Source organism: Novosphingobium guangzhouense (genome assembly GCF_002896965.1).
GTDB lineage: Bacteria > Pseudomonadota > Alphaproteobacteria > Sphingomonadales > Sphingomonadaceae > Novosphingobium > Novosphingobium guangzhouense.
Genome location: NZ_LYMM01000021.1, coordinates 41,615 through 58,848 on the forward strand (window position 1 = coordinate 41,615; position 17,234 = coordinate 58,848).

A 17,234-nucleotide genomic window follows, 5' to 3' on the forward strand; every position below is an offset into this window, starting at 1 on the left:
GATGTGTCACCTTGCGGATGCCGTGTGTCACCTTGCAAGGTGACAGGTGTAACCTTGGTCGATCGGGGAGGCAGACGATCGGCAACGGGGATGGGCAGGGTGGCCATCGCCCGACAATAGCGCCGCGCCGCCTTTGTAGGAAAGTGGCTCCCTGCTGCCCCGGCCGCTGCCCTCCCCCGGCCGCGAACACCGCGCGCGGCAGGACGGGCGGGCTGCCGTCAGGGCTGCGCGGGGGTAGGCGGGGAAGCTGGAAGCACCGGGGGCGCCGGTGGTGCGTCGATCACGGTTGCGGGTTCATCGGCATCGCCCGCGACCGAATCGTCCACCTCTTCGGAGGGCAGGGCCGCAGGGCCGCCCGTGCGCGGCAGGCCAAGCCCGGCGTTCGGGTCCGAAAGCGATGCTTGCGACTTCACCGTATCGTAAGGCAGCATGTCGTCGCTGACCGATCGCGGCAGCAGTTCGCCGCCCGCCGCCGTCTTGGGCTGATCGTCCGCTTTCTTGCCGCAGCCGCCAAGGGCAAGCGCCGCAAGGGCGACGGGCACGAGGAAGTGAGCGGGTTTCATGCTGGGGTCTCCGGTGCGCCAGTCTCCAGTGCGCCAGTCTCCGGTGCGGTAGTCTCCGGCGTCGCGGGCGGACAGGGGCTTTCCAGCGAGGCGAGGAAGGCCGGTGCGCGCGCGATCAGGGCGGCGTCGAACGCGGCAAGGTCAACGTCCTTGCCCAGCCGCTTGAGGCTGGTGACGCCGAATTCGTCGATGCCGCAAGGCACGATGCCGGTGAAGTGCGACAGGTCGGGCGCGACGTTGACCGAGAAGCCGTGCATCGTCACCCATTTGCGGATGCGCACGCCGATCGCGCCGATCTTGGCTTCTCGTCCGTCGACGTCGGTGGTCCAGATGCCGATGCGGCCTTCGGACCGGAAGGTTTCCACGCCGAAATCGCGCAACGTCTCGATCACCCAGCCTTCCAGCCCGTGGACAAAGCCGCGCGCGTCGCGGGCGCGCTTCTTGAGGTCGAGCAGGACGTAGCCGATGCGCTGGCCGGGGCCGTGATAGGTATAGCGCCCGCCGCGTCCGGCCTCGACCACTTCGAAGCGCGGGTCGAGCAGTTCGGCGACGGCGGCGCTGGTACCGGCGGTGTAGACCGGCGGATGTTCCAGCAGCCAGATCAGTTCGCGTGCCTCTCCGGCGGCGATCCGGGCGTTTCGGGCGGTCATCTCCTCCAGCGCCTCGCGGTAGGGCACGGGCTGGGTGGAGATGCGCAGTTCGATATCGCGCAGTTCAAGATTACTGGGTAGCGAAGTCATGCCGCGTTGCGTGGCGTCATTCCATGCGGTTATCAAGAGGTATTGAGACGACCGCCCGTTCCGGCGGTATCGGGAGCACGTAATGAAGTTCGACAGCAGCCGGGCCTGGACCCAGGCATCCCAGGCAGTTTCCGCCAACCGCGAGGTCGTGCTTGCGCTGGCCGGGGTGTTCTTCCTCCTGCCGCAGCTGGTATTCTCGATCTTCTTCCCGCCGCCCGAAACCGGAGCGGGGATGAGCGAGGCGCAGATGATGACCGCCCTGAAGGGCTACTATGTGTCGATCGCGCCGGTGCTGATCCCGATGGCGCTGTTCCAGGCGCTGGGTTCGCTTTCGCTGCTGTGCCTGCTCGACAGCGACCGGCGGCCGACGGTGGGCGGCGCGATCCGCGCGGGGCTGAAGGGCGTGGTGCCCTATATTCTTGCGCAGATGCTGACGGGCATGGCGCTGGCAGTGATCGCGATGGCGGTCGCGGGCGTGCTGGGCATGGTGGGCGGCGTTGTCGGCGGGGTGATCGGGCTGGCGCTGGTGCTGGTGCTGGCCATCTTCGTGGGCGTGCGGCTGTCGATCGCCGCGCCGGTGATCGCGGTGGAGCACGTGTTCAACCCGGTGGCGGCGCTGGTGCGTTCGTGGAAGCTGACCCGTGGGAACACCGCGCGTCTGCTGGGCTTCTACGCGCTGCTGGTGATCGCGATGGTGGTGCTGCTGATCTTCGGCAACGTGCTGACCATGCCGATTGCGCTGCTGGCTCCGGGCGAAGTGGCGCGTTTCGTGGCCGCCGCCGTGGAAGCGGTGCTGGCAACCGTGATGGCGCTCTATTTCGTGGCGGTGATTGCTCAGGTCCATCGCCAGCTGGCCGGCCCTTCGGCAGAGACGCAGGCGGACCTGTTCGGGTAAAAGAAAAAGCCCTCCCGATCGGGGAGGGCTTTTCATGCCGGCCGGTGTGGCGGGCCTTTCGCTCTCAGTCTTCGTCCTTCCAACCCCACCACATGAAGCAGGGGGGGACGTTGATCGGTTCGATCGCATCGTCGATACGCTTGAAGTGGCGGGCCATGAAGCTCTTCGCCTTGGGGCGGAACTGGTAGACCAGGAACGCGCCGCCCTTGCGGATCACGCGATAGGTTGCCGCCGCGATAGCCGGGGCAACGCCTTCGGGCAGGGTGGAGAACGGCAGGCCCGACAGCACGTAGTCTGCCTTTTCGTGCCCGTGCGCGCGCACGATCTCTTCCACGTCGGCTGCCGAACCGTTCACCGCCACGAAGCGGCTGTCAGTGATCGTGCGGCGCAGGTAGTCGATGAACATCGGGTTGGTGTCGATCACCAGCAGCATGCCGTCGCGGGGCAGGCGGTCGAGCACCGGCTGGCAGAACGTGCCCACGCCGGGGCCATATTCGACGAACAGCTTCGTGTTCGGCCAGTCCACCTTCGACAGCATCCGGTTGATGGTGAAGCGCGATGACGGGACGATCGAGCCGACCATCACCGGGTTGCGGATGAATCCTTCAAGGAAGACGCCCCATGGGCCCATCCGCTGCTTGATCTTCCGCCCGATCCGCTGGGTCAGGGGCTGTCGGGCAAGCTCGGTGCTGGTCATGCTGAGGGAAGCTCTCGCAATATTGTCATGTCACGGAATTGCCATGCGGTGGCAGATTGTACCCACCATTGCAAGGCGATGGCGCGTTGCCGGAACGCGTCGGATGGGGAAACCGGGTCAGAGAATCTGGTGAACCGTGTCCTGCGGGCGACAAAGGCGCGCACCCTTGTCGGTCTCCACCAGCGGACGTTCGATCAGGATCGGTTCGGCGGCCATCGCAGCAAGCACCGTGGCGTCGTCGGCATCGGGCAGGCCGCGCTCTTCGGCGTCGGTGCCGCGTGTGCGCAGGCCCTGCTGCGGGGTGATCCCGGCATCGCGATAGAGCTGCGCCAGCTTGTCGGCGCCGGGCGGGGTCTTGAGGTATTCGATCACCTCCACCTCGACGCCGGGTGTCTCCTCCAGGATCGCCAGGGTCTTGCGCGATGTGCCGCACTTGGGGTTGTGCCAGATGGTGGCCTTCATGGGGTATCTCCTTTGGGCGATAGCGCCGGAATTCTGCCGGAGCCGCCGGGGGGCGGCGCGGCGTCGATCTTCTCTTCGCGGCGGGCGACGGCGGCGGCGCGCTGGACGGCGCGCACAAGCCGGGGCTGGACGCCGCAGCGGCACAAGTTGGGGATCGCCGCCTTCACCTCGGCCTCGCTGGGGTTGGCGTTGGCGGCCAGCAGGGCGGCGGCGCTCATGACGATGCCGGGCGTGCAGAAGCCGCACTGCACCGCCTGCTCGGCCACCATGGCCTGCTGCACCGGATGCGAACGATCGCGCGACAGCCCCTCTACCGTCGTGACGAAGCGCCCCTCGCACTCGGCCAGCGTGATCAGGCACGATCGCAGCGCGGCGCCATCGACCATGACGGTGCAGGCATGGCAATCGCCCACGCCGCAGCCGTACTTGGTGCCGGTAAGATTGGCCGCATCGCGCAGCGCCCAGAGCAGCGGGGTGCGCGGGTCCATCTCGAACTGGACGGGGCGGTCGTTGACGGTGAAGCGGGTCATGGCGTCTGCCTATCGCCATGACCCGCATCGCGGCGCAACGCAAGTCCGGTCAATTGAGGCCCAGCCGGAACCCCGCCCACAATGTACGCGGCTGGCCGAGGTCCATCGAGCCGCCTGCATTGCGCGTCACGATCGTCTCGTCAGTCAGGTTCTCGGCGCGCAGGACCAGCGCGGCGAAGCGGGTGATCGGTACTTGCGCGTAGAGGTCCAGCGTGGTCGCGGCGGGGAGGGTGTCGACCTCAAGGTCATCCTCGTACTGCGCGCCGGTGCGGCGCACGGTGGCGGCAAGGCGCCAGCCGTCGGCGGGTGCCCAGGCCACGGTGCCGCTGCCCGCCAGCTTGGGCACTTGTGCCGGGCGCATGCCGTCGAGCGCGGCCTGTGCGGCGGTGGCCTTCACCTTGGCATCGGTCCACGACAGCGAGCCGGACAGGCTGACCTTGCCCAGCTTGAGGTCGGCGCTTGCCTCGATCCCGCGCGCGCGGATCGAGGCGACGTTCTGCCGCTCGCGCGTGGTATCGTCGATGGTGACGTTGGCGATGGCGTCCTTCAGCCTGTTGTCGAAGGCGGTGAGCGACAGGTTCAGCGCGTCGGAAGGATGAAAGTCCACGCCCGCCTCATAGCCGCGCAGGCGTTCGGGCTTGAGGGCGGCGTTGGCGTTGGTGGTGATCGGGAACACCACGAAGGGGCGGTACAGTTCATTCAGCGTCGGCAGGCGCAGCCCGGTGTAGGCGGCGGCGCGCAGCGAGACGGCGGTGGTGGCGTTCCAGACGATGCCGCCGCGGCCGTTGGCGTTCCACCCGTCGCGGTCTGCATAGCGGGTGTCCTGCGTCACCACGCCCGCAGCGCTGGTCGAGCGGTAGTATCCGTCCGTGATAGTCCAGCGATCAAGGCGGCCGCCGGCGGTCAGCACGAACTGGCCGATGGTCCAGTCATCCTCGATGTAGAAGCCAAGGTCGGACTGCCTGCCGCCCGCCTTGCGGTATGCGGTGGCAAGGCCGGTGGTGGCGTTATAGGGCGATTCCACAAGGTTACCGCGCGAAAGCTTCACGTCGGTGCCGATGCGCAGCACGTGGTTTTCGCCAACCGGCGGGCGCAGTTCGGCCTTGCCGCCCACGGCCAGCGTGGGGGTCTTCGCCTGATCGAGCGTCTTTTTATAGCTGGTTGAGCTGATCACGATGTTCGAGAAATCCTGCGCCTGCACGAAGCCCAGCACGTCGAACTGCCAGTCGCCCCGTCCCACGAAGCGCAAAGAGCCCTGCTGGCCCGACGAGGTCGAATCCGCGCCCTTGAAGCGCAGCGTCCGGGCATCGTCGTAGACGAGGCCGGATGCCTGAATTTCGACCGTGTCGGTCAGCGGCGCGACGGCGCGCAGCGAGCCGGACAGGCTTTCGTACTTTGCCCGCGCGGTTGCATCCACGCGCTGGTCCTTGGGAGTGGTCCAGAAGCCCTGGCCGCGATCCCACTGCACCCCCGCAACGACGAAGCCTTCGCCAAGGCGCGGCGCAAGGGTGAGCGACCCTTGCGTTTCCCCGCGATTGTTGACCAGCGCCTGCGCAGCCACCGGGCCCAGTTCGTCGGGACCGGCGCTTTCCATTTCGATCGTGCCCGATACCGCGCCCATGCCGAACGCCCCCATGCCGCCGCCGCGCGTCACCCTGACGGCGCCAAGCCGATCGGGGGTCAGGGCGCTGAGCGGGATGTAGCCGAAGAACGGGTTGGCCACCGGCACCCCGTCAAGCAGCACCTGCGCGCGGCTGGAGGCGTTGCCGCCCAGAGCGCGCAAGGTCACGCCCTGGTTCGAAGGGTTGGAGGCGCGGCTGTCGGACCGGCGAAACTGCTGGAACCCCGCCACGGAAGCCAGCACGTCCTCGACCCGGCCAGAAGCGCTGGAGACCAGCTTGTCACGCGCGATCGTCCGGACATCGTAGGCGGGCGTCGCCGGACCTTCGGCAAGGCCGCGTCCGGTAACGACGATGGGTTCGCGCGGGGCTGCGTCATCGTCTTCGGCCAGCGCGGGATGCGCCAGTGTGATCAGCGGCAGGGCAAGAAGGGATCGGGCGGTGCGACGGCGAATCGTTATCATTGTTTTCCAGCTTCAAGGCATCGTTCTCCGCCCCGAAATGTCCAGCAAGGCGTCGGGACTGGCAAGACGGGCAAGGGGCGGGCAAGGGGCGGGCAAGGGGCGGGCAAGAGGCGCGCAACCCCGAGGGATGGCACGGCTGCCCTTTCCCCCAGAGTGCTCGGGGAAAGGCGCGTTATTCGGCGGTGCCGATTTCCAGCTTCAGCGCGGTCAGCCCTTCGACCGTGCCTTCCAGCACGTCGCCTGCTGCAACCGGGCCAACGCCTGCGGGCGTGCCGGTGTAGATCAGGTCGCCGGGGGCAAGGTGGTAGAGGCGCGAAAGATCGGCGATCAGTTCGGGGATCGACCAGATCATGTCCAAAAGCACGCCGTCCTGCTTCACCGCGCCGTTCTGCGCCAGTGTGATGCGCTGTTCGCCGGGCGCAAAGGCAGCGGCGGGGGTGATCGGGGCGATCACGGCGCCGTTTTCAAAGTCCTTGCCGGTGTCCCAGGGATAGCCCTTGGCCTTGGATGCGTTCTGCAGGTCGCGACGGGTCATGTCGAGGCCGCAGGCATAGCCGTAGACCACGCCCATCGCCGCTTCGGGAGCGATACGGAACGCGGGCGCGCCGATGGCGACGACCAGTTCCATCTCGTAATGGCAGTTTTCGGTGCCCGGCGGATAGGGGATCGTACCGCCATCAAGGCAGAGGGCCGCAGGGGCCTTGTTGAACCAGATCGGCGCTTCACGGTCCACCGCGTTGCCCAGTTCCAGCGCGTGAGCGGCGTAATTGCGCCCGACACAGAAGATGCGGCGCACCGGATAGGCGCCCTCTTCGCCGACGACGGGCACGGCGGGGGCGGCGGGAAGGTCGAAAAGCAGGGTCACGGGGCTGGGTTCTCCTTTGTGGCAAGCGGCATAGGCCGCCCGGTCGCACAGGGAAAGCGCTCTCTCGGATAGGGGGCTTGTGGTCGGCGCAAGCGCGCATAGATTGGCGGCGTGACGAGCGAACAGTATCTTTCGGGCCGCATCCTGCTGGCGATGCCGGGCATGTTCGATCCGCGCTTCGAGCGTTCGGTGAACGTGATGTGCGTGCATGATGAAAACGGCGCGCTGGGCGTGGGCATCGGCCACGTGCGCGAAGGCGTGCGCTTCCATGACGTGCTGGAGGAGCTGGGGCTTGACCCCGGCGTTTCGCCCAATCGCGAAATCATGCACGGTGGCCCGGTGGAGCCGGGGCGCGGCTTCATCCTCCATTCCACCGACTGGGGTGGCAGCGACACTATCGCAGTGGCGCCGCTTTGCGCCCTCTCCGCCTCGATGGACGTCCTGCGCGCGATTGCGGCGGGGCAGGGGCCGTCGCAGTGGCTGATGGCGCTGGGCTATGCCGGATGGGGCGCGGGCCAGCTTGAGGGCGAGATGCGCCATCACGGCTGGTATGCGGCCGAAGGGCACCGCGAAGTGCTGTTCGCCACGCCGCCGGAAGGGCGCTGGTCGGCCACATGGCGGGCCGAAGGGATCGATCCGGCGCTGCTTTCCAACGAGACGGGGCGGGCTTAGGCGCCTTCAAGATCCGGTGGCAAGATCCTCCGGCCGGTCCACGTCGAAGTGGATCGCGGGGGAAGGAACGTCGACCAAGGCCACGTCGCTTCGGCTGCGCAGCAGGCGGCCCGCGCCTGCGTCGCCGGTCAGCGCGGCGATGGCCGGGAAGGCGGCGGCAGAGAGCAGTACGGGGTGGCCGGGCCGGCCGCCATGGCAGGGCATCGCGGCATAGCCATCGCCGATCGCGGCAAAGAGCATCGGCGCCACTTCTGCGGGAATGCGCGGCATGTCGCCCAGGAACACGAAGGCGGCTTCGGCCTGTCCTGCCGCTGCGATGCCTGCCCTGAGCGTGGTCGACAGGGCATCGCTTTCCAGCCGCAGCGCCTCCACCGCAGGCGCGCCGGGCCATTCGCCCATGTCGAGGTCGGGGCGGGTGACCACGATCACCCGGTCGACCGGCGCTGCCCGCGCGGCGCGGATCGCGTGATGAAGCAGCGGCGCACCGTCCAGCGGGGCGCTAAGCTTGTCGCTGCCGAAGCGGGTCGCGCGGCCGGCGGCCAGCACCAGCGCGACGGCGTTCACGCCCGCTCCCGCGCAGGGTTCAGCGCCTGCATGATCTCGGCAATGATGCCGGTGGCGACTTCCCACGGTGATTTGCCAAGGCCGGGAACGCCGGGGGACAGTTGCAACCGCGCCAGTTCGTCTGCCGTGGCGCCCGCCGCTTCCAGCGCGCCAAGGCGCTGGGCGGCGCGCGATTTCGCGCCGATCATGCCGACATAGCCCGCCCCGCCGCGCAGCGCGGCAAGACAGCCGCCAAGGTCATGGTGATCCTCGTGGGTGGCGCCCAGATAAGCGGTCCAGCGATCGACCTTGAGATGGGCCAGCGCCTGTGCCGGCTCCTCTCGCAAGTAGCGCGATACCGGGAAGGGCGGCGGTGCGTGGGGGCCGCCGGGACGCAGCAGGATCGTCTCGAACTGCGCCATCGCGCCCAGTCTGGCGGCGGCCAGCGCGCCGGGATCGCCGCCAGACACGATCAGGCGGCGCGGCGGATCGTAGCGGCGGGCGATGCGCAGCGGCTCTTCGCACAGGTCCATCAGCGGCCCTTCGGCCTCGGCCACGTGCTGCGTCTTCCCGTCACTGGTCCAGATGCAGGTGCGGCGCTGTGCGGCGTTGTCCAGCAGCGCCATGGCGGCGGGGGCATCGGGCGCGATCCGTTCCAGCAGGACATGCAGGGCGCCGCCGCAGCGCAGGCGTAGATCGATCCACGGGCTGCCCATGCCATAATGCAGGCGCCGGGGCGCTCCATCGACAAGCACTTGCGCCGCATGATTGGCGACGTCGCCCTCGATGCAGTCGCCCGAAAAGTAGCCGCTTGCCGCGATCTGCCCGTCGGCGCCGGGGGTGAACAGCATCTGCGCGCCGGGCCCGCGCGGGGCGCTTCCCGCAACCTTGTAGAGCGTTGCCAGCGCCGCCGGACGCCCCGCCTCAAGCGCTGCGCGCAGCGCCGGTCGCACGTCGTCCACCCAGCCGAATTCGGGCCAGTCCGCATCCTCGATCATGCCGCCGAGCACCGGGTCTGCGGCTTCGGTCGTCATCACGCCGTCTCCGCAGGGATCTCCGCTAAAGTCTCCAGCGTGTCGCCCACAAGCGGCGCGATGACCAGCCGGTGCAGGATCGTTGCCACCTCTTCCGGGCTGCGGGCAGAGGCAGGCTCTGTCCCCTGCGACAGCCACCATGCAAGAATGTCGATGGTGGCGCCCGTGCCGTGGATGGTGCCAAGGTCCGAGGGAAGCCAGGGGTGACGGGATTCCGTGTTGGCGGCCAGCGCGAGCGCCTGACGGATGAATTCCTCGCGCACGATGCCGGCCGCGCCGCCGGTCAGCAGCGCGGCCCACAGCATCGCGTGTTCGTGCACGTGACGGCAGACTTCAAGCGTCGATTCGAAGCTGTTGGCGGCGTAGAGGATCGGGATCGTGCGGCCCAGCAGATCCTCGATCTCGTGCGCGGCGACATCGGCCAGCAGCGCTTCCTTGGTCGGGTAATGCCGGAAGAACGTGGCGTAGCCGGTTCCCGCCCGCGCGCTGATCTCGCGGATGGTCAGCTGGTCGAACGGCTTTTGTTCAAGCAGCGACAGCAGCGCCGAAGTCAGCGCCTGTCGCGAACGTACTTGCCGGGCATCGGTAGGGGCCTCTCGCTTGAGGCCGGTCAGGCTGGTGTCCATGATACGATGCGTATCATTGCGACGCAGGCGTGTCTAACCGCTGAGGCCCTGAGCAGCCTGCAACGCAGCGTTGAGGGTTATCCTTCGCCGATGCGATCCGCGAACAGCAGGCGTCCGCCGGACAAGTGCCAGAGCGCTTCGTTGAAATTGGCATCGCTCATCGCGAAGCAGCCTTCGCTGCGGCCCAGCTTGCCCCACTTGTCGATCATGTTCTGCGCGACGTACCATGCCGGATGCATCACGATCGCACGGGGCAGGGCCATCGAATTGTCGTTGTCCAGCCCGACAAGGCGGATCGAGGTGCCGTACTTGCCCTTGTACCACTCCGCCGTGAGGTAGGCCCCGCGTGAGGTGGCCTCGGAGCCGGGCACGTTGGAGAAGCTTTGCAGCCAGCCGCTGTGCGCCGGATCAGAACCGCGCCCGTGAGCGACGAGGAACGAGCGCAGCGTGCCGTTTTCAAGGTTGGCGAAGTGAAGCCGGGGCTTCCACGAAGGCTGGTCGAAATCGACGATGCCGACCACGTCGGCGCGCCACAGGTGATTGCGCACGCGGGCCGCCTGCTTCGAGGCGACGGCCATCACCCGCCGTTCGTACAGCGTAAGGCCCGTGGGCGCGGCCGGAACCGAGGTCAGGCTGTTCTGGAAGGAACCCGCAAGCGGCGCAACGCCTTCACCGGGAACGATACCGGGCAGGAGGGCATCGGGGGGCACGCCTTCGGAAGCGAATACCCGTGTTGGCAAGGCCAGACCGATACCGGCGGCAAGGCCACCCTTGATAATTTTCCGTCGACTATGTGCGCGATCCATGGTGGCGGTAATACCACGATCGGTCCCGGTGATCCACCGTCCCATCGCGAAGGACGGACGGCGGCGGAGCGTTCCGGCGCAAAAAACGTTCAGTCGGGCCGCAGCTTGCGCGCGTCCCGACCGGAAACGTCAGGCAAGGCTTCAGGCGACCACCTTCAGCGTCTTGCGCTGGTGCTGGGCAATCCAGTCTTCCAGCACCGGCGCGATTCGCGTGCGCCACTTGCTGCCGTTGAAGATGCCGTAATGGCCCACTTCGGCGGCGAGGAAATACTTCTTGCGCTTTTCGGGCAGGTGGCTGGCAAGGTGCAGCGCGGCGCGGGTCTGGCCGATGCCCGAGATATCGTCTTTCTCGCCCTCGATCGCCAGCAGCGCGGTGTCGCGGATGCCCGAAAGGTCGATCCGTTCGCCGCGATGGACGAATTCGCCCTTGGGCAGCGAGTGCTTCTGGAACACGTGCTCCACGGTCTGGAGGTAGAAATCGGCGGTCATGTCGCAGACGGCGCGGTATTCGTCATAGAATGCCTTGGTCGCCGCCGCGCTGTCTCCGTCGCCCTCGACCATGTGCTTGAACATGCCGTAATGGCTCATCATGTGGCTGCCCAGGTTCATCGCCATGAACCCGGCCAACTGCAGGAAGCCCGGATAGACACGCCGTCCGCCGCCCGGATACGTCATCGGCACGGTGGCGATGACGTTCTGTTCGAACCATGCCAGCGGCTGCTGCATCGCCACGTCGTTGACGCTGGTGGGCGCTTCGCGCGTGTCGATCGGGCCGCCCATCATGGTAAGAGTGGCGGGGCGGCAGGGGTGCTCCTTTGCGCCCATGATCGCGGTTGCGGCATAGGCCGGGACTGAAGGCTGGCACACGGCGAGGACGTGCGTGCCCGGCCCGATGTGCTCAAGGAACGAAACCACGTAGTCGATGTAATCGTCCAGATCGAAGCGGCCCGCGCTCATCGGCACCAGCTTCGCGTCGGCCCAGTCGGTGATGTAGACCTGCGCACTTTCGGCCATGCGCGCCACCGTGCCGCGCAAAAGCGTGGCGTAGTGTCCGCTCATCGGAGCCACGATCAGCAGCTTGGGCGCATCCGGGGCAAGTCCGGGGTGATCGAATCGCAGCAGGTTGCCGAAGGGCTTGTGCAGCACGATCGATTCGGTGATCGGCTGGACCTTGCCGTCGACGGTCACCGTCTCGATGTCGAAAGCGGGCTTTCCGCGCGGTGAAGCGGCGTGGGCGAAGACGTCCAGCGCCGATGCCATGATCGGGCCAAGGCCCGAATAACCGAATGGAAGCGAGGGGTTGGTCAGCAGTTCGGCGCCGACCGAAGCCCATGCGGCGGCGCTGCTCATCATGGCGCGCTGCAATTCGTAGGCATTGTAGAGCAAGTCGATTCTCCTGACCGTTTCGGGGGCGGACTCGGCCTTTGTACAGGGTTCTTATGGCATGATTTACGGAAATAGATGTTAATGTTGCAACGCGGCAATTCCGATTTCAGGCAGGTGATCTTCGCAGAAGAAGCACGTTTGGCCGCGAATCGGGCAGGTTGGTGTTGTGGCGATGCAGCGGGCGGCATCGATGGCGCCGCCGGCCGCATCCCCGTCAGTGAATCAAAGCTGACCCCGCTCACGGAAGCCTTTTCCTGAAGCGCGCGACGCTGTAAGGCGCGGCGCCATGGATGGGACGCAAGGCAATTTCGCGGCACTGGAAACCATGGCTGAAGAGCCGAAGCGGCAGCGCCGCAGTCTCGGCCCGCTGCGCATGGTCTGGCGCGAGATGCTCAAGTATCCGGGGCGCATGGCCACGGCGGGCCTGGCGCTGATCACAACGGCGACGTCCACCCTCGCGATTCCCTATGGTTTCCGGCAGATCATCGACAAGGGCTTTGCGCAAGGCGCGGACCCGGCCGCGATCCGATCCTGGTTCCTGATGCTGATGGTCGTGGTCGTCGTGCTCGCCATCGCCACCGCGATCCGGTTCTATTCGGTGTCCTGGCTGGGCGAGCGTGTCGTCGGCGATATCCGCCTGCGCGTGCAGCGCCATCTGCTGACCCTTGCGCCCAGTTTCTTCGAAGAGAACAGCCCCAAGGAAATCTCCTCGCGCATGACCGCCGACACCGCGATCATCGAGCAGATCGTGGGCACTACCGTTTCGGTCGCGCTGCGCAATGCGATCATGGCGCTGGGCGGGGTGATCTATCTCTTCGCGCTGGAGCCGGGGCTGACGGCGGGGCTGGTCATCGCCATTCCGGTGGTGATCCTGCCGATCGCCGCCTTCGGCCGCCGCTTGCGCGCTGTTTCGCGGTCCAGCCAGGACCGGGTGGCCGATATCGGCGCGCTGACCGCCGAAGTGCTGGGTGCATTGAAGGTCGTGCAGGCGTTCAATCAGGAAGGGCGCGAACAGGGGCGCTTTGCCGCCGCAGTGGAGCGCACGTTCGACACCGGCAAGCATCGCATCATGATCCGCGCGATCATGACGGCGGTGATCATGTTCCTGATCTTCGGGTCGATCACCCTGATCATGTGGCGCGGCGCGATCGGCGTGGCCGAGGGCACCATCACCGGCGGCACCATCGCCGCTTTCGTGGTGACGGCGGGAATCGTCGCGGGTGCGTTCGGTTCGCTCACCGAGGTTTACGGCGATCTTGTGCGCGGTGCCGGCGCGGCCAGTCGTCTGGCCGAACTGTTGAGCGAGCATCCCACCATTGCCCCTCCGGCGCGCGCGCTGGTGATGCCCAGTCCGGCACGCGGCAAGCTGGCGTTCGAACGCGTGACCTTCCGCTATCCGGCGCGGCCCGAACTGCCCGCGCTGCACGATTTCAGCCTGACCGTGGAGCCGGGAGAGACCGTTGCCATCGTCGGCCCTTCGGGGGCGGGCAAATCCACCCTGTTCCAGCTGGCCGAGCGGTTCTACGATCCGCAGGGCGGCGCCATCAAGATCGACGGCGTGCCGCTGGTTTCCGCCGATCCGGCCGAGGTCCGCGCCCGTATCGCGCTGGTCCCGCAGGAAGGCGTGCTCTTTGCCGCCTCCGCTCGCGACAACTTGCGCTACGGCAACTGGCAGGCCGATGACGAAGCGATCTGGCAGGCGGCCCGCGCCGCCAATGCCGAAGGCTTCCTGCGCGCCTTGCCGCAGGGGCTCGACACGTTCCTTGGCGAAGACGGCGCGCGCCTTTCCGGCGGCCAGCGCCAGCGCATCGCCATCGCCCGCGCGCTGCTGCGCGACGCGCCGATCCTGCTGCTGGACGAGGCCACCAGCGCGCTTGACGCCGAAAGTGAGCGGCTGGTGCAGGACGCAGTGGAAACACTGATGGCGCAGCGCACCACGCTGGTCATCGCCCACCGCCTTGCCACCGTGCGCAAGGCGGACCGCATCGTGGTTATGGACGGGGGGCGCATCGTCGAGCAGGGCACGCACGAAAGCCTGACCCGCGCGGGCGGCCTTTATGCCCGGCTGGCCTCGCTGCAGTTCGATAATCCCCCCATCATACCGCACGGCTGAACGGTCACTGCTTTTTCGCTGGCGTTGCGCGCGCGTGTAACTAAGTTACGCGCCATCGTCGGTCGTTCTGATCCGGCCGAAATATCCTGTCGCATCCCCCTTCCGAAAAGGTCACGACATGCTTCGCATCTCCGGCAGGGCGCTTCTTGCAAGCGCCGCGCTTTCCGTTTTCGCCTTCACCGCTCCCGTATCCGCGCAGGATGCCGCTCAGAATGCCGCACAGGCCGCTGGCCCGGCTGCGAAGCCTTCGCTGGCGCCGTCTTCGGACTGGGGCAAGTTCGGCGTCCAGACCCAGTGGATCGACAAGACCGCCAAGCCGGGCGACGATTTCGACGCCTATGTGAACGGCATCTGGAACAAGACCGCCGAACTGCCGGCCGACCGTACCCGCTGGGGCTCGTTCATCGAACTGAACGACCTGTCGGAGCAGCGCGTCCACGGCATCCTGGACGAACTCGAAGCCGCGAACCCGGCCCCCGGTTCGGACGGTGCGCGCATCGCGGCGGCCTACAAGGCGTTCATGGACGTCGATGCGATCAACAAGGCGGGCCTCGCCCCGGCGCGCCCGTATCTTGACCGGATCATGGGGGCGAAGACGGCGGCTGACGTGGCGAGCCTGTTCGGCGCACCGGGCTATGCCTCGCCGATCAGCCTCTATGTCGGCGCGGACGACAAGCAGAGCGATATCTACGCGCTCAACGCCAATATCGGCGGCATGGGCCTGCCTGATCGCGACTATTACCTGAAGACCGACGCGCGCTCGGTGGAACTGCGTGACAAGTACAAGGCGTACCTGACCTTCCTGCTCGGCAAGGCCGGTTACGCGGACCCCGCCGCCGCCGCTACGGCAGTGCTGGCGCTGGAAACGCAGCTTGCCCGCGCCGACTGGGACCGCGCCGCCGCCCGCAACCCGGACCTCACCTATAACAAGGTGCCCGTGGCCGAGTTCGAAGGGCTGGGCGCGCCCGGCACCGTCAAGGCGTTCCTGGCTGCCGTCGGCGCCGAAAAGGCAAGCTACGTCCTGGTCGGAGAGATGCCGCCGACGGCTGAGGAGTACAAGAAGGCCGGGATCGACCCCGCCAAGGCCGGCGCGCAGTTCGGCCCCGGCATGCCCGCCGTGGTCAAGCTGATCGACAGCACCCCGGTCGCCACCTGGCAGGCCTATCTTGCCGCGCATTTTCTGAGCGACAACGCCGCCGTGCTGCCTTCGGACATCGATAACGCGCGCTTCGATTTCTACGGCAAGACGCTGTCCGGCCAGCCGGAGCAGCGCCCCCGCTGGAAGCGCGGCATCGCTGCGGTCGAAGGGATGGCCGGTGAACTTCTCGGCAAGCTTTATGCCGCGAAGTATTTCCCGGCCGAACAGAAGGCGGCGATGACCGATCTGGTCGCCAACTTGCGCAAGGCGATGGCGGCCAATCTCAAGGATCTGGCATGGATGAGCCCGGTCACCCGCGTCGAGGCGGAGAAGAAGCTGGACGCCTTCACCCCCAAGATCGGCCAGCCCGACGTGTTCAAGACTTATGAAGGGCTGACCTTCTCCGCCACCGATCCGCTTGGCAACGGCATCGCCGCGGGCAAGTGGCAGACCGCGTTCGACATGAACCGCATCGGCGGCCCGGTTGACCGCAGCGAATGGGGCATGCTGCCGCAGACGGTGAATGCCTATTACAACCCGCCGATGAACGAGATCGTCTTCCCGGCCGCGATACTGCAGCCGCCGTTCTTCAACCTCTCGGCCGACCCGGCGGTAAACTATGGCGGCATCGGCGCGGTCATCGGCCATGAAATGAGCCACGGCTTCGACGATCAGGGCGCCAAGTACGACGGCACCGGCAACTTGCGCGACTGGTGGACCCCGCAGGATCTGGCCGCGTTCCAGAAGCTGCAGGACGCACTGGCGAAGCAGTATGATGCCTTCTGCCCGTTCGACGACGGCAAGACCTGCGTGAACGGCCGCCTGACCATGGGCGAGAACATCGGCGATATCGGCGGCCTCAGCCTTGCCTACCGTGCGTACAAGCTGTCGCTGAACGGCAAGGAAGCCCCGGTGATCGACGGGTTCACAGGCGACCAGCGCTTCTTCATGGGCTGGGCGCAGGTCTGGCGTTCGAAGGTGCGCGAGGCGCAGGCGCGCCAGTACCTTGTCACCGACCCGCATTCGCCGCCGCAGTACCGCGTCAACGGCATCGTGCGCAACTTCGACGAATGGTACAAGGCGTTCGGCGTGAAGCCGGGCGACAAGCTATACGTCGCGCCCAGGGACCGCGTGCGGATCTGGTGATCGCGCAACTCCTCCCCGAGCCCGTCTCGGGGAGGAATTTGCTCTGCTTACCTCACAATTCCGCAATGCAGCACGTCCCCGGTTGACTTGGCCGCACGGTACGGCATGACCTCCAACCCATGGACCTTACCCTTACCGCGATCCTCCTCGGCATTGTCGAGGGCCTCACCGAGTTCCTGCCCGTCTCATCGACCGGCCATCTCATCCTTGCCACCCGCCTGTTCGGCTATGATTCGGCGCTCTGGTCAACCTTCAACATCGTCATCCAGCTGGGCGCGATCCTGGCCGTGATCGTGCAGTTCTGGCGCACGTTCTGGGCGGTGGGCATGGGGCTGCTCAAGCTCAACCCCACTTCGATCCGCTTCGTGCGCAACGTGCTGCTGGCGTTCATTCCTTCCGCCATCCTCGGCCTGCTGCTCAACGACTTCATCGAGGGACTGCTGGGCGAACCCGGCGTGGTCGCATGGGCGCTGATCATCGGCGGCATCGCGATCCTGGGCATCGAAAAGGTGGCCAAACCCGGCCCGCTTACTGGCGTTGCCGAACTTCCCGCCCGCCAGTGCATCGGCGTCGGTCTGGCGCAGTGCCTGGCGATGGTGCCCGGCGTCAGCCGTTCGGGCGCGACGATCATGGGCGCGCTGTTGATGGGGATCGAACGTCGCACGGCGGCAGAGTTCAGCTTTTTCCTGGCCGTTCCCACCATGATCGGCGCGACGACGCTGGAACTGCTCAAGCATCATGACGCGCTGATGAGCGGCGCCGGCCCGGTCGGCTGGAACGAGATCGCGATCGGCTTCGTTGTGTCGTTCATCGTCGCGCTGGTGGTGATCAAGGCGTTCATGGCCTTTGTCAGCAAGTCCGGTTTCGCCCCCTTCGCATGGTATCGCATTGTCGCCGGCGTCATCGCGCTGGTCCTGCTTTCGAGGGTGTAAGAC

Annotated in this window: 18 protein-coding genes; 6 read left to right on the forward strand and 12 right to left on the reverse strand. The window is 66.8% G+C overall.

Going from position 1 to position 17,234, the window contains the following annotated elements; genetic code table 11:
• Positions 1 to 218: 218 nt before the first annotated feature.
• Both A8V01_RS05145 and lipB read right to left on the reverse strand, forming a co-directional pair.
• Positions 219 to 563, reverse strand: coding sequence for a hypothetical protein (locus A8V01_RS05145; RefSeq protein ID WP_103094859.1), 345 nt, complete (start codon positions 561 to 563; stop codon positions 219 to 221).
• A complete protein-coding gene (lipB, locus tag A8V01_RS05150; RefSeq protein WP_103094860.1) occupies positions 560 to 1,303 on the reverse strand; it encodes a lipoyl(octanoyl) transferase LipB in 744 nt (247 codons plus the stop codon). Before lipB ends, A8V01_RS05145 begins: the two co-directional genes overlap by 4 nt.
• Before the next feature lie 82 nt (positions 1,304 to 1,385).
• Between lipB and A8V01_RS05155 the strand changes: the two genes are divergently transcribed.
• Complete coding sequence (locus tag A8V01_RS05155) at positions 1,386 to 2,198, forward strand: DUF7847 domain-containing protein (protein WP_103094861.1); 813 nt, start codon at positions 1,386 to 1,388, stop codon at positions 2,196 to 2,198.
• A gap of 64 nt (positions 2,199 to 2,262) precedes the next feature.
• Here A8V01_RS05155 and A8V01_RS05160 read toward each other — a convergent pair whose 3' ends face one another.
• The 5 genes from A8V01_RS05160 to A8V01_RS05180 form a co-directional block, all read right to left on the reverse strand.
• Entirely contained in the window at positions 2,263 to 2,895 is a 633-nt protein-coding gene (locus tag A8V01_RS05160) for a class I SAM-dependent methyltransferase (RefSeq protein ID WP_103094862.1), read from the reverse strand.
• A 117-nt stretch (positions 2,896 to 3,012) separates the two neighbouring features.
• Entirely contained in the window at positions 3,013 to 3,357 is a 345-nt protein-coding gene (gene arsC / locus A8V01_RS05165; protein WP_103094863.1) for an arsenate reductase (glutaredoxin), read from the reverse strand.
• Positions 3,354 to 3,887, reverse strand: a complete 534-nt coding sequence (locus A8V01_RS05170) for a (2Fe-2S)-binding protein (protein WP_103094864.1) — start codon at positions 3,885 to 3,887, stop codon at positions 3,354 to 3,356. The genes arsC and A8V01_RS05170 overlap by 4 nt, the downstream gene beginning before the upstream one ends.
• 49 nt (positions 3,888 to 3,936) lie before the next feature.
• Positions 3,937 to 5,970 carry a TonB-dependent receptor gene (locus tag A8V01_RS05175; protein ID WP_103094865.1) on the reverse strand — a complete coding sequence of 678 codons (2,034 nt, stop codon included), beginning with the start codon at positions 5,968 to 5,970 and terminating at the stop codon, positions 3,937 to 3,939.
• A 172-nt stretch (positions 5,971 to 6,142) separates the two neighbouring features.
• The gene (locus A8V01_RS05180; RefSeq protein WP_103094866.1) at positions 6,143 to 6,835 is read right to left on the reverse strand and encodes a fumarylacetoacetate hydrolase family protein; all 693 of its coding nucleotides are present in this window, start codon (positions 6,833 to 6,835) and stop codon (positions 6,143 to 6,145) included.
• 111 nt (positions 6,836 to 6,946) lie between these two features.
• Here A8V01_RS05180 and A8V01_RS05185 point away from each other — a divergent pair, with 111 nt between their 5' ends.
• Positions 6,947 to 7,507, forward strand: a complete 561-nt coding sequence (locus tag A8V01_RS05185) for a YqgE/AlgH family protein (RefSeq protein WP_103094867.1) — start codon at positions 6,947 to 6,949, stop codon at positions 7,505 to 7,507.
• Positions 7,508 to 7,513: 6 nt separating this feature from the next.
• Here the strand turns inward: A8V01_RS05185 and A8V01_RS05190 are convergent, their stop codons facing one another.
• The 5 genes from A8V01_RS05190 to A8V01_RS05210 all read right to left on the reverse strand — a co-directional run bounded on the left by A8V01_RS05190 (position 7,514) and on the right by A8V01_RS05210 (position 11,902).
• On the reverse strand, positions 7,514 to 8,071 hold the full coding sequence (locus A8V01_RS05190; RefSeq protein ID WP_103094868.1) for a nucleotidyltransferase family protein: 558 nt from the start codon (positions 8,069 to 8,071) through the stop codon (positions 7,514 to 7,516).
• The gene (locus A8V01_RS05195; protein WP_103094869.1) at positions 8,068 to 9,084 is read right to left on the reverse strand and encodes an XdhC family protein; all 1,017 of its coding nucleotides are present in this window, start codon (positions 9,082 to 9,084) and stop codon (positions 8,068 to 8,070) included. Before A8V01_RS05195 ends, A8V01_RS05190 begins: the two co-directional genes overlap by 4 nt.
• Positions 9,084 to 9,710 (reverse strand): TetR/AcrR family transcriptional regulator, encoded by a 627-nt coding sequence (locus A8V01_RS05200; protein WP_103094870.1) that lies wholly within the window; start codon positions 9,708 to 9,710, stop codon positions 9,084 to 9,086. Before A8V01_RS05200 ends, A8V01_RS05195 begins: the two co-directional genes overlap by 1 nt.
• Positions 9,711 to 9,787: 77 nt before the next feature.
• The gene (locus tag A8V01_RS05205) at positions 9,788 to 10,516 is read right to left on the reverse strand and encodes a murein L,D-transpeptidase catalytic domain-containing protein (protein ID WP_245892340.1); all 729 of its coding nucleotides are present in this window, start codon (positions 10,514 to 10,516) and stop codon (positions 9,788 to 9,790) included.
• Positions 10,517 to 10,657: 141 nt separating this feature from the next.
• Positions 10,658 to 11,902, reverse strand: a complete 1,245-nt coding sequence (locus A8V01_RS05210; protein WP_103094871.1) for a polyhydroxyalkanoate depolymerase — start codon at positions 11,900 to 11,902, stop codon at positions 10,658 to 10,660.
• 81 nt (positions 11,903 to 11,983) lie between these two features.
• Here A8V01_RS05210 and A8V01_RS28480 point away from each other — a divergent pair, with 81 nt between their 5' ends.
• The 4 genes from A8V01_RS28480 (at position 11,984) to A8V01_RS05225 (ending at position 17,231) form a co-directional block, all read left to right on the forward strand.
• Positions 11,984 to 12,160, forward strand: coding sequence for a hypothetical protein (locus A8V01_RS28480; protein ID WP_170065839.1), 177 nt, complete (start codon positions 11,984 to 11,986; stop codon positions 12,158 to 12,160).
• Positions 12,161 to 12,227: 67 nt separating this feature from the next.
• Positions 12,228 to 14,015, forward strand: coding sequence for an ABC transporter transmembrane domain-containing protein (locus tag A8V01_RS05215; protein WP_103094936.1), 1,788 nt, complete (start codon positions 12,228 to 12,230; stop codon positions 14,013 to 14,015).
• A gap of 118 nt (positions 14,016 to 14,133) precedes the next feature.
• A complete protein-coding gene (locus A8V01_RS05220; RefSeq protein WP_103094872.1) occupies positions 14,134 to 16,299 on the forward strand; it encodes a M13 family metallopeptidase in 2,166 nt (721 codons plus the stop codon).
• Between the two features lie 119 nt (positions 16,300 to 16,418).
• Entirely contained in the window at positions 16,419 to 17,231 is an 813-nt protein-coding gene (locus A8V01_RS05225) for an undecaprenyl-diphosphate phosphatase (RefSeq protein ID WP_103094873.1), read from the forward strand.
• Positions 17,232 to 17,234 lie beyond the last annotated feature (3 nt).